The sequence below is a fragment of the Bartonella sp. MR90HLJMH genome (assembly GCF_042194115.1).
In the GTDB taxonomy this organism is placed as follows: Bacteria; Pseudomonadota; Alphaproteobacteria; order Rhizobiales; family Rhizobiaceae; genus Bartonella; species Bartonella grahamii.
In genome coordinates, this window is record NZ_JBHIMM010000003.1 from 81,230 (window position 1) to 93,688 (window position 12,459).

The 12,459-nt window shown below is 39.3% G+C and carries 12 protein-coding genes; 8 read left to right on the forward strand and 4 right to left on the reverse strand.

Going from position 1 to position 12,459, the window contains the following annotated elements; translation table 11 throughout:
- The first annotated feature begins 2 nt into the window (after positions 1–2).
- Positions 3–1,343 (forward strand): ATP-binding protein, encoded by a 1,341-nt coding sequence (locus ACFIJ9_RS02880; protein ID WP_375635715.1) that lies wholly within the window; start codon positions 3–5, stop codon positions 1,341–1,343.
- Positions 1,344–1,388: 45 nt separating this feature from the next.
- On the opposite strand, the gene ACFIJ9_RS02885 is transcribed toward ACFIJ9_RS02880, so the two are convergent.
- Positions 1,389–1,889, reverse strand: coding sequence for a YbjN domain-containing protein (locus tag ACFIJ9_RS02885; protein WP_012754893.1), 501 nt, complete (start codon positions 1,887–1,889; stop codon positions 1,389–1,391).
- Positions 1,890–2,272: 383 nt separating this feature from the next.
- On the reverse strand, positions 2,273–2,542 hold the full coding sequence (locus tag ACFIJ9_RS02890) for an accessory factor UbiK family protein (RefSeq protein ID WP_012754892.1): 270 nt from the start codon (positions 2,540–2,542) through the stop codon (positions 2,273–2,275).
- 305 nt (positions 2,543–2,847) lie between these two features.
- Between ACFIJ9_RS02890 and lgt the strand changes: the two genes are divergently transcribed.
- From lgt to ACFIJ9_RS02910, 4 genes are all read left to right on the forward strand, one after another.
- Positions 2,848–3,726 (forward strand): prolipoprotein diacylglyceryl transferase, encoded by an 879-nt coding sequence (lgt, locus tag ACFIJ9_RS02895; RefSeq protein WP_375628150.1) that lies wholly within the window; start codon positions 2,848–2,850, stop codon positions 3,724–3,726.
- The gene (locus ACFIJ9_RS02900; protein WP_375635716.1) at positions 3,701–4,780 is read left to right on the forward strand and encodes a class I SAM-dependent methyltransferase; all 1,080 of its coding nucleotides are present in this window, start codon (positions 3,701–3,703) and stop codon (positions 4,778–4,780) included. Before lgt ends, ACFIJ9_RS02900 begins: the two co-directional genes overlap by 26 nt.
- 102 nt (positions 4,781–4,882) lie before the next feature.
- On the forward strand, positions 4,883–5,674 hold the full coding sequence (gene pgeF, locus ACFIJ9_RS02905; protein ID WP_375635717.1) for a peptidoglycan editing factor PgeF: 792 nt from the start codon (positions 4,883–4,885) through the stop codon (positions 5,672–5,674).
- Positions 5,675–6,156: 482 nt separating this feature from the next.
- The gene (locus ACFIJ9_RS02910; RefSeq protein ID WP_375635718.1) at positions 6,157–7,089 is read left to right on the forward strand and encodes a ribose-phosphate pyrophosphokinase; all 933 of its coding nucleotides are present in this window, start codon (positions 6,157–6,159) and stop codon (positions 7,087–7,089) included.
- On the opposite strand, the gene ACFIJ9_RS02915 is transcribed toward ACFIJ9_RS02910, so the two are convergent.
- The gene (locus tag ACFIJ9_RS02915) at positions 7,086–8,585 is read right to left on the reverse strand and encodes a helicase HerA domain-containing protein (protein ID WP_375635719.1); all 1,500 of its coding nucleotides are present in this window, start codon (positions 8,583–8,585) and stop codon (positions 7,086–7,088) included. The two genes, ACFIJ9_RS02910 and ACFIJ9_RS02915, sit on opposite strands and share 4 nt — an antisense overlap.
- Before the next feature lie 292 nt (positions 8,586–8,877).
- Here ACFIJ9_RS02915 and ACFIJ9_RS02920 point away from each other — a divergent pair, with 292 nt between their 5' ends.
- Positions 8,878–9,507: a 50S ribosomal protein L25/general stress protein Ctc gene (locus ACFIJ9_RS02920; RefSeq protein WP_012754886.1), complete on the forward strand. Its 630-nt coding sequence runs from the start codon at positions 8,878–8,880 to the stop codon at positions 9,505–9,507.
- A gap of 76 nt (positions 9,508–9,583) precedes the next feature.
- The gene (gene pth, locus ACFIJ9_RS02925) at positions 9,584–10,165 is read left to right on the forward strand and encodes an aminoacyl-tRNA hydrolase (RefSeq protein WP_375635720.1); all 582 of its coding nucleotides are present in this window, start codon (positions 9,584–9,586) and stop codon (positions 10,163–10,165) included.
- A gap of 166 nt (positions 10,166–10,331) precedes the next feature.
- Here the strand turns inward: pth and ACFIJ9_RS02930 are convergent, their stop codons facing one another.
- Positions 10,332–11,075: a L,D-transpeptidase gene (locus ACFIJ9_RS02930; RefSeq protein WP_375635721.1), complete on the reverse strand. Its 744-nt coding sequence runs from the start codon at positions 11,073–11,075 to the stop codon at positions 10,332–10,334.
- A 267-nt stretch (positions 11,076–11,342) separates the two neighbouring features.
- On the opposite strand from ACFIJ9_RS02930, the gene ychF reads away from it, so the two are divergent.
- Positions 11,343–12,446 carry a redox-regulated ATPase YchF gene (ychF, locus tag ACFIJ9_RS02935; RefSeq protein ID WP_012754883.1) on the forward strand — a complete coding sequence of 368 codons (1,104 nt, stop codon included), beginning with the start codon at positions 11,343–11,345 and terminating at the stop codon, positions 12,444–12,446.
- Positions 12,447–12,459 lie beyond the last annotated feature (13 nt).

The following is a 12,459-nucleotide window of genomic DNA, read 5'->3' on the forward strand; positions in this document are numbered from 1 at the left end:
GAATGATCAAACCTTTAAGATTTTTTCTTCGATGGTTAACGAAAAAAATGCCTAAACGGCTTTATGCTCGCTCTTTGATCATTATTATCGCTCCAATGGTACTGCTGCAAACAGTCATTGCTTATGTCTTTATGGAACGCCATTGGCAAATGGTAACCGAGCGTCTTTCAATGGCTGTCGTGCATGACATTTCAGCCATTATTGATATTCTTGAAACATATCCACAACAAGATAACTATGGAGATATCAAGCGTATTGCACAACAACGCATGGGATTAAACATTTCTATTCTATCTCCTACCTCCTTACCCCCTCCAGGACCTAAGCCATTTTTTGCAATTCTTGACTATTTTTTAAGTGAAGAAATCACCCGCCAAATTAACCGTCCCTTCTGGATCGATACCGTAGGAGATTCTGATCTTGTTGAAATCCGTATCCACCTTGGTCACAATATCTTACGCGTCTTTGCTCCACGCAGCCAAGCCTACGCTTCCAATACTGCTATTTTTTTAAGCTGGATGGTAGGAACAGCTCTTGTTTTATTACTGATAGCAATTTACTTTTTGCGCAATCAAATTAAACCTATTCAACAATTGGCTGAAGCAGCAGAAAGCTTTGGACGCGGTCGTCCTTTACCAAAAGGATTTCAACCACAAGGAGCTGATGAAGTCCGTCGTGCTGGCATTGCTTTTTTACGTATGCGAGAACGTATTGAACGCCAAATCGAACAACGCACCATGATGCTCTCAGGAGTAAGCCATGATTTAAGAACCATTCTTACACGCTTTAAACTTCAGCTAGCATTAGTAAATACTGACTTTGATACTAAACCGCTTGAGCAAGATGTAAGTGACATGCAAAATATATTAGAAGATTATCTTGCTTTTGCTCGTGGTGAAGGAAGTGAAAGTGTCAAGACTTTTGATTTAAATGCTCTTATGCAAAAATTCTCCGCCGATGCTCATCTTCACAAACGTCAATTTTCTTACACCATTGAAGGTCCTACAGAAATACAAGTACGTCCCCGTGCTTTCACACGCTTGGTCAGCAATCTTGTATCAAATGCATTTTGTTACGGCACAACCGTTAAACTAACAGCTAACTCTCAACAAGAATCTTTTATATTGATAATCGATGATAATGGACCTGGAATTCATGAAAATATGCGTACAGAAGTTTTTAAGCCATTCTTTCGACTTGATAAAGCACGAAATCAAGATGCAAGTGGAACAGGACTTGGTCTTTCTATTGCTCAAGACATAGCACGCAGCCATGGTGGCAATATACAATTAGATGAAAGCCCACTTGGGGGATTACGCGCTATTCTTGATATCCCCCTATGAGCAATATTTCAGCAAACCATCTGTAAAAATAACAGACTGTGTATTTTAGGCATTCCCTACAGTTTCAAACAAAGTGTACTGCAGTGCCTTGTAAGCACTTTCTCCCGACAAAGCAACCATCTGAAATGCAACATAATGGCTTTCACAGACTTTAAGTGCATGTATCAACAATGTTTCAACCTGTATATGAGATGGATGCATCCCACCAGCCAAAAGAAGACCTTGCCGATAAATAACTGAATTATTCCTTTGCCAGTAATCAAAATGTCCCAACAACAACTTTTCATTAATTGCTAGCAATAAGCGCTGTATTTCAGCTGTTCGAGCATTTTTAATAGAGAGATCAAACGAACAAGCCAAATGAAGTGCTTCATGCTCTTCCATCCATGAAAAAGCAAGACGATAATTTGCGCGCTTTCCTTCCACACAAACGCTAATTTCATCTTGCGCATCCCGCTCAAACGACCAATCATATTCACAGGCAATCTGTTCGATAAAGTCAACAGGGTGCTCTTTTCTCTCTGTGGCGCAAAATGCAAGCCTCATCACAATCCTCAATCATCTTAAAAACATTGTCAACAGAATATAAACCGCCTAAACTGTAACAATATTTTGCTACAATCAGAACCTTTACACCAAACAAATACACATAAAAACATCGACAGTACACAAACACCCAGAACACAATCGCGCTGTTTAGGGCAACCTGATAGTCATAAAACGAATCATCAAGTCTTTTCAGTGTATTGATACAATTTCATAGCGCCAGCCCCCCTGATTCAAAAAAATGTATTTTACCCAAAAAAAAATCAAAAATAAACAAATGCTCCACTCTAACAGACTCAAGATTAAGCATTTTTTAGTTTCACGCATCATATTGAAAAATTGGGGATATTTTTTTGAAGATTCTTTTTTTTTAAGAAACTATCTTACTTTTTTGTGTCTGCGTTTTTTAAATCATCTTTTTTTAAATCATCAAGGCGCCTTTTCAAATCAGCATTATCAGCATGGATTTTCAGCACCATCTCCTTAAAAGTCTCAAACTCTTCGCGAGAAACAAGATCAAGTTTGTTTGCTATCTTTTCAGCCTGCACACGAAAAGCTGTTCCAGCTTCACGTCGTATACCTTGCGCGACGTCAGCAGCATCTGTTGCTAATTTTGCTAATTCATCAAGAATACGATTTGATCCATTACGCATAACATTTTTCCTTAAATTTTAATTATTGACGCACGCATTATAGCGTATTCTCATAACATTTAGATACTGTAATTTGTTCCTTTTACCCTATATTTTACATACTGTGCAGATTTTTCATGACGATCTTTTTAAGATTTTTTAATATTTCTTTTATCACCATATTTTTTTACCGCGATAAACCAGTGGAAATCTATCCCCCTTTCTGACTAGCCTCCCTACTGACTTGACCATTGCGCATTCATCTGTCATTTCTGACCATTAGAGTCACTTCATATTCATCTCGTATAATGTAAGATGCTTAATTCATGAATAATCTGTCTTGTCCAGCCATTGCTTTTCCGTCTTTTCTTGATCCTGTCATTATCCAGCTAGGTCCCATAGCACTTCATTGGTATGGACTTGGTTACGTGGTGGGTATTCTTTTTGCTTGGTGGTATGCGCAAAAATTATTAAAAAAAACATCTCTATGGTATAGAGACCACCCTCCTATGGATAAAGAAAAGATCGGAGATTTTGTTGTCTGGTCTGCCATAAGTGTTGTTGTCGGAGGGCGTTTAGGACAAGTTCTTGTATGGGATCCCATTTACTATTTTAACCATCCAAGTGCTATCATTGCCGTATGGGATGGGGGAATGTCCTTTCATGGCGGACTTATTGGTATTATCATTGCTATGATCTGGTTTGCCCGTAAAAATCATATAAACATACGAGCCATGTTTGATATCATTGCTGCAGGTGCTCCTATCGGTATCGGCATTGTACGAATTTGCAACTTCATTAACCAAGAGTTATGGGGCAATATTACTACACGTCCTTGGGCTGTTTGTTTTCCTCTCGATCCTCACTATCTACCGCGCCATCCAAGCCAACTTTACGAAGCTTTCATGGAAGGATTTCTTCTCTTCATCATCTTATGCCTTATCATTTTTGCCTTCAAAGCATTAAAGCGCCCTGGAGCTGTTGCAGGAACATTTATTATAGGCTACGCAGTAGCGCGCAGCATTTCTGAAGTTTACCGTGCGCCTCAAGAAGATCCAGAATGGTTTTCGACTCTTTTCCATTCTACTGGTTTTACCTATGGCATGGCTTTATCTCTTCCCATGCTTCTTTTAGGGTTTTATCTTCTTCTCCATGCCTTTAAATATAAATCGACAGAAAATGGCCAATCTAAAAGAAAAAATTAAAGAAATTATTGCCCTTAATGGACCAATCACTGTTAGCCAATATATGACGTTGGCACTTACCGATCCTCAATTTGGTTATTATCAAACACAAACACCTTTTGGACGTACCGGTGATTTCATTACAGCACCTGAAATAAGCCAATTATTTGGAGAAATGATCGGGATTTGGGCTCTCGCAAGCTGGAACGCTCATGGTTCTCCTCGCCCTTTTATCCTCGCTGAAATAGGTCCAGGACGTGGAACTCTCATGGATGATGTTTTGCGTACCATTCAAAAATTATCCACGACAGCATTTGAATCTGCTGAAGTTTTTCTCCTTGAAATAAGTAAAAAGCTTGCAAAAGAACAAAAAAAGCGCCTTTGCCCTTATCAAAAACAAATCCATAGCATTGAAAATTTTAATCAAATTCCTTCAAAACCTCTCTTCCTCATAGCTAATGAATTTCTCGATACACTCCCTATCAACCAATATATTAAAGTCAATGGAGAATGGAAAGAGCGCTGCATTACAGTCAATCAAGATGGAGATCTCATCTTTATTGCTGCCCCGCATAAACTTCCCTCTTCTTATCTACAAACCTATTGTTCTAAAGTGCCTGACGGAACAATTTTTGAATATGCCCCCTTACGGCATCAATTCATGCAACAAATCAGCCACCATTTAGTGCAAGTGACAGGTTCTGCTTTGCTCATTGATTATGGTGCTGCTGATCTTGCATTTGGCGATACCTTGCAAGCACTGTCAAAACATAGATTTCGTGATATTTTTGATGCCCCTGGTGAACATGATTTAACATCCCATGTTGGTTTTTCTTTTTTAAAAAACATAGCCCTTGAACAAGGTTGTTTTGCTGAAATCTTCGAGCAAGGAGATTTTCTTTTAAAAATGGGGCTACTGGAGCGCGCAAAACAGCTTGGAGTTGGCAAAAGTGCTCCTTTGCAAGACAAAATCCGCCAAGACATCGAACGGCTCGCTGGTCAAGATCAAATGGGAAAATTATTTAAAGTTTTACATTTCAGTGATAAAAACATCTCCATACCTCCCCAATTTTGATGATCGGCGCTTTTGTCAATAAGCACATCATTATCTGAAATATTCATTGATAAATATGAACATCTCCACCCTCACTTCAAATAATCTCCATAAGGAACTTTTATGAAATCTATCCCTCATCCCATTCTTGCAAAAAATCTTTCTACTTTACACACCCATGGGATAGAACATGGTTTTTTTACTCGTCAAGGTGGTGTTTCAAAAAGCCTTTACCAAAGCCTTAATGTTGGACAAAGCTCAAATGATCACCCTGAACATATTACACAAAACCGCACTTTGGTCGCTCATTATTTTGATGTTGAGATACAAAATTTAGTCACTGTCAATCAAATACACTCTTGTGAAGTCATTGTCGTTGATAAAGCTTTTATCGGCTCCCCTCCTAGAGCCGATGCTCTCGTTACCACCACACAAGAACTCGTAATCGGCATTCTTACAGCAGATTGTGGACCCATTCTGTTTGCTGATCCACAAGCAGGTGTCATCGCTGCAACTCATGCTGGCTGGCGCGGAAGCTTAAATGGAATTATCGAGAAAACAATTGCTGTTATGGAAAAACAAGGTGCCAAAAGACAATCAATAACAGCAGTCCTTGGACCTTGTATTGGTCCTTGTCACTACGAAGTAACAAGTGAATTTTACGACCAATTTATTGATTGCCACTGCAAATACCAAAAATATTTTATAAAAACAGACAAAATAAATCACTTTTACTTTAATCTGTGGGCATTCATTATGAATCAACTCATCAAAGCAGGCGTTAATGCTTCTTGTGTGGAGCTTTGTACCTACAAAGATGAAAAGCGTTTTTTCTCCTATCGCCGTGCAATCCACCGCAGCGAACCTGATTACGGACGGCAAATTTCTGCTATTATGCTAAAAAATAAAAAATGATCCTCTTTTATGCTTTAAAACAATACCAAAACTGCAAAACTAAACTTTTTACTCAAATGTAAAAATAAATCCCATTGTATTTTGCTTTGCTTTTTTTACAAAATTATTTACCAGCCCATAAAATATGATAGCTTTTGCTCTGAATCATTTTCAATGTTTGGTTATAATGATTGAAGGCAAGATGATACTCCTCTTTTTTACTCCTCTTCATTCATCTTAAATATGAAACATTCCCCATATTGAAAGCATTTTTTTATAAAGTAATAACCAAAAAGCTTAATCAATACGTATTTCTTTGTCACATGGAGAAAAAACTTTGCTCTAAAAGAAACAAACTTTTGGAAAAAGAGAAAACATACCGCATAGCTCTTTAACAATAATCGATAAAATTGTAAGGCTTTTGTAATTGTTCTCTTGCAATTTAATAAAAAGAAATTAAAAACCGTGTTGCATTCCCACCATGATAATTCAGAGGTTCTACTATGAAACTTTTCTGCGGAAATTCTAATCCACGCCTAGCTGAAGATGTTGCAAATTATTTGAACATCCCCTTAGGAAAAGCCACCGTAAAACGTTTCGCTGATCAAGAGATTTTCGTAGAATTGCATGAAAATGTGCGTGGACAGGACGTGTTTGTTTTGCAATCTACATCCTATCCAGCCAATGATCACTTGATGGAATTACTCATCATGATTGATGCGCTTCGTCGTTCTTCGGCACGTCGCATCACAGCTGTTATCCCTTATTTTGGCTATGCCCGCCAAGACCGTAAACCTGGTCCGCGTACTCCCATTTCCGCAAAACTTGTTGCCAACCTGATTACTGAAGCAGGGGCCCATCGTGTTTTAACATTGGACCTTCATGCAGGACAAATTCAAGGTTTTTTTGATATCCCTACGGATAATCTCTATGCTGTTCCTGTTATTTCTCGCGATGTCAAAGTACATTATTCTCTTGAAAATGTTATTGTTGTTTCACCTGATGTGGGTGGTGTTGTACGCGCACGCTCGCTCGCCAAGCGTTTGAATAGTTTGCTTGCTATTGTAGATAAACGTCGTGAACGTCCCGGTGAATCAGAGGTTATGAATATCATTGGAGATGTATCGGGAAAAGATTGCCTTTTGCTTGATGATATTGTTGATTCAGGTGGAACTTTATGCAATGCAGCAAGTGCTCTGCTTAAACATGGTGCCAATAGTGTCACGGCTTATATCACGCACGGTGTTCTTTCTGGTAATGCAATCGAACGAATTACCAATTCAGAGATGAAAGAATTGGTTATTACAGATTCAATTATGCCAACACAAACTATTGAGAAAGCCCATAATATTCGTGTTTTGCCCATTGCCGACCTTATTGGGGAAGCAATTGCAAGGACAGCAGCAGAACAATCGGTTTCCAGCTTATTTGGTTAAAGGGGTTCCTTGGGGTCTCCTGGTGCTGTTTCAACACCAAGATCAGGAAATGCAACAATACGTTGGCCACTAAAATGCGTATGAATAACAATAAGACCACGCTCTTCAAAGTAGGTTAAAAGTCGGCGTGCACGGCTTAAAGAATGAGTCCCATAAAGACGTGCTAAAAATGCATCGGATGGACATGGCTTTCCCCCTAATGCAGCCTGTGCTACATTCAAGAAGACTCCTTGGACATCTTCTTCTAAACTTTCTGATATCTGCAAAATATGTTTCCAATGTTCACTGACAGCCGTTTGTTCATCAACAAAAGCCTGAGCAATAGCCAATTTACGCCGAAATTGTGAAAGATTAAAAGGAACCTTTGACATACCATGGATACGACAACGAACTGAAAAATCTTGATAAAGCACCGCTGTTGAACGATAAAAAGCCTCAGAATCCTCAAGAATTTCCCGAATAATATGTTCTGCTTGGCCGTCATGCTCAACATCAGAAAGTTCAGGAAATAAACTCGGGGTTTCTTCCAACAACTCTTGTTTTTTATGCACTACCTCCTCTAACATCTCGTGCATTGATTTTTCCCTCATCGGCTCTCGTGTTTGTTTAAATGGCTTTAAAATTTCCTCTGGTGAAGCAGTAAAAACGAGCTCTTGCACATCATCCCGCTCTGTTGGAAGTGGCATTAATTTAGGGCTAGAAGAGCGTGCCAAAGTTTCAACAGAACCGATAATGATTGGTAAGGGACGTCGTGATAAAGCGGGGCCTAAAGCTATAAAATTCCCCCGCTCAAGATCTCTAAACATTTCCGCTTGGCGGCGCTCCATTCCCAAAAGATCAGCAGCGCGCACCATATCAATATCTAAAAAAGTCCGCCCTATTAAAAAGTTTGAAGCTTCAGCAGCAACATTTTTGGCCAACTTAGCCAAACGTTGTGTCGCAATAACACCAGCAAGACCACGTTTACGCCCTCGACACATAAGATTGGTCATAGCACTAAGAGAAATCTTACGTGCTTCATCAGAAACTTCTCCTGCTGCAGTTGGAGCAAACAATTGTGCTTCATCGACAACGACAAGCATAGGATACCAATAATCACGTTCCACATCAAACAGTGCCCCAAGGAAAGCCCCTACAGCACGCATCTGTTGTTCAGTATCCAAACCTTCAAGATTAAATACCACTGAAACCCGATGTTGTCGAATGCGATGGGCAATACGAGTCAATTCTAATTCACTACGTTGAGCCTCTACAATAACATGACCAAATTTATCTGCCAAAGTTACAAAATCGCCTTCTGGATCAATTACACAATGCTGAACCCACTTAGCACTTTGCTCCAAAAGACGGCGTAAAAGATGTGATTTCCCTGAACCGGAATTACCTTGTACAAGAAGACGTGTCGCCAATAACTCTTCCAGATCAAGAAGTGCTGGCATCGATTTATGCAAAGCACGACTTTCTGACATCTCACCCAAGGCAATCTCAACCTTCATAACATCTCCAGTGTTTGATTTTGAACATATCAGTGCCAGCGCATATTGGCTGATTCTCCATCCACACCGTAATTTGTAACATTTCCTCCTTTTTAACGGTAGAAATCATCGATTTTTCCCACAACTCTTGCATCTATGAATAGTTTGAATTATAGAACAAACTTCTGTGTAGACACCCTTGGAGGCAACGCAGAATGGAGCGATCGCTGTTGGTTAGCGCATATCTTCATATCCATGCAAAAACTATTACTGTTTTTGAAGGATCTCCAATCATGTAAAAAGGACTTAAATTATGAGCAAAAGCTACACTCTTAAGGCCGAAAAACGCGAGCGGGTTGGTAAGGGGTCCTCCCGTGAACTTCGCCGCAACGGTCTTATTCCTGCTGTCATTTATGGTGAAAAACAACCTCCTTTGGCAATAACAGTTCCCTATAAAGAAATTTTCTACAAAATTCATGCCGGTGGCTTTCGTACCACCATTGCAACGATTATTCTTGACAAGCAAAAAATTATGGTTTTGCCAAAAGATTATCAATTAGATCCCGTGCGTGACTTTCCCCTCCATGTAGATTTCTTACGCATTTCAGCAAAATCCGTTGTAGAAGTGAATATTCCTGTCCACTTCCTCAATGAAGATACAGCACCTGGACTTAAAAAGGGTGGTGTCCTCAATATTGTTCGGCACGAAATTGAATGTACGGCTCCAGCAAGTGCTATTCCTGAAGCTATTGAAATTGATCTCGCCAGCTACTCTATTGGTGACTCTATTCACATTTCAGCAGTGCAACTGCCAAAAGATGTGACTCCCATCATCCAAGATCGAGATTTTACCATTGCAACCATTGCAGCTCCTGCTGGCATGGATGTCAGTGATGAAACTTCTGAACAAGAAGATGAAGAAGAAGACACGCAAACTTCATAAAACTCAAAAGGCGGGAATTTTTTCCGCCTTAATTTATGAGACATTACCCTTACTCATACTTTGACTGAAGATACACATGTGGCTTATTGCTGGTCTTGGCAATCCTGGTTTACAATATCAAAATAACCGCCATAATATCGGTTTTATGGCTGTTGATGCCATCTATCAGTCCTTCTCTTTTTCTCCATGGTCGAAGAAGTTTCAAGCAGAAATCTCTAATGGTTTCATAAATAATGAGAAAATTTTTCTTATAAAACCGCAAACTTTCATGAATCTCTCTGGTCAAGCTATCGGTGAAGCTTTGCGATTTTATAAATTAGATCTGAAGAATTTGATCATCATTTATGATGAGTTAGACCTGTCACCGGGAAAAGTTCGTATAAAAATTGGTGGAGGAAATAATGGGCATAATGGTATTAAGTCTATTGATGCCCATTGTGGCACTGACTATTGTCGTATACGCATAGGAATTGGTCATCCTGGAAGCAAAGAACTTGTTCATCAGCATGTTCTGGGAAATTTTACCAAATCTGATCAAGAATGGTTATCCCCTCTCTTAGAGACAATTGCAAAAAATATCGCTCTCCTTATAAAAGATGACAAATCCCTCTTTATGAATGAAATTTCACAAACGATAAAAAACAATCAAAACCATTGACTTGCGTGTCACAGTCGCGTGAAGCATATGGATAAGAACTCTTGAAAAAAATGTCTCTTATACACACTTTTGAAAAAGAAAGGCTTATATTCTCTTTTGAGAGAAAGAGAAGATTGAACAGCAAACCAAAATACTCAAACAGTTCTCTTCAATTTTCTCCCCCAAATTAAAAAAATTCATTTGGCTGAATGGTCGACTGTAGCGGATCATAGCCATTTGATTGTTGACTATAAACTGTAGGAATACTCCTATTGTTTTGTAAGACCACAACACGCGAACCAACGGGAACACGATTATAAAGATCAATAATATCTTGATTAAGCAAACGAATACACCCACTTGAAATAGCACGCCCAATTGACCACGATTCGTGTGAGCCATGAATACGGAAAAGTGTATCTTTCCCATTTTTGAACAAATAAAGTGCCCGCGCACCTAATGGATTATCGGGTCCTGGTGGCATTCCTTTCCCAAGATGACCATAACGTTCTGGTTCTCGAGCCATCATAGCTGCAGTAGGAGCCCAATTTGGCCAACGACGCTTGCGCTGTACAACCCCTTCACCTTCAAATGCTAAACCTTCCTTACCGACCCCAATCCCATAACGTAAAGCCTTTCCATTTTCACCAATAAGGTAAAGAAAACACTCTTGCGTATCTACAACCAATGTTCCAGGTGGATAAGATGTATAATAAATCACTTCTTGTCGCCAAAACTTTGGATCAATTGTCGCAAGATCAACAGCAGGTAACAAATAGGTCTCATTCGTTACAGGACCGTACAAAGCCTGTATTTCTGGTGGAATGTATCGAACTTGTTGAAAAGGAACTGATGACATATCTGACTGATGTGTAGCACATCCAGCTAAAGCCAAAAGTGCTGCAATTAAAAAGACACAACGAGATAACACTCTTCTATTTTCTCCGATTAATTATTTATGCAGATTTGCATACCATGAAAAACTTAGCACATTATTAACATTAATTCGAAGTTTTCTTATCCTTGAGACTAAGGAGAGCATTAAGATAAGAAGAACTAAGGTAAAAAAAGCAAATTATCTGTTACTTTAGACTTTTTTCTCACTTATCGCAACACAAAGACTATAACTCTTCTAAAAATATGCTATAAAAAAGAAGCTTTATCTTGACTATAAAATCAAAAGAAAAGAAAGACTCTCATGGGCTTTAAATGCGGTATTGTCGGATTACCTAATGTTGGGAAATCAACTCTTTTTAATGCATTAACAAAAACAGCCACTGCACAGGCTGCCAATTATCCTTTTTGTACCATTGAACCCAATACCGGTGAAGTTGCTGTTCCAGATTTACGAATGGAAAAAATTGCATCAATCGCTGGTTCAAAAGAAATAATTCCTACACGCATTAACTTCGTCGATATTGCGGGGCTTGTACGAGGAGCTTCAAAAGGCGAAGGTTTAGGAAACAAATTTTTAGCCAATATTCGCGAAGTCGATGCCATTGTCCACGTTTTACGCTGTTTTCAAAATGAAGATATTACCCATGTAGAAGGACGTATTGATCCTGTTTCTGATGCCACAACCGTTGAAACCGAACTCATGCTTGCCGATCTTGAGAGCCTTGAGCGACGAATCGTACAAATCCGTAAACGTGCGACCGGAAAAGACAAAGAAGCTCTCACAATTTTACCCATTATGGAAAAAGCATTAAACATACTGCAACAGGGAAACCCTGTCCGGTTATTACTCAAAGATATCTCTTCCGATGAACACCACATTCTTAAGAGTTTGAATCTTTTAACCTCCAAGCCTGTACTTTATGTTTGTAACGTAAGCGAAAATGACGCCGCTCATGGAAATAGCTTTACCCAAACAGTTGAAAAAATGGCAACAGAGCAAAATGCGCAAAGCATTATCATTTCTGCTTCTATCGAAGCGGAAATCACACAACTGAGTGATGCTGAAGCATCAGAATATCTCAATGCTCTAGGACTCTTTGAACCAAGTTTAAATCGCCTTATTCGTGCTGGTTACCATTTACTTGATCTCATTACTTACTTCACCTGTGGGCCTAAGGAAACACGAGCATGGACAATTACGCGTGGTACAAAAGCTCCCCAAGCAGCTGGCGTTATTCACTCAGATTTTGAGCGCGGTTTCATTCGTGCCCAAACCATCAGCTACAATGACTATATTGCTCTGGGTGGAGAAAGCGGTGCAAAAGAAGCAGGAAAAGCCCGCGATGAAGGAAAAGAATACATTGTGCAAGATGGCGATGTCATGTTATTTAAACATAATACTTAAATCTTCACTCTGT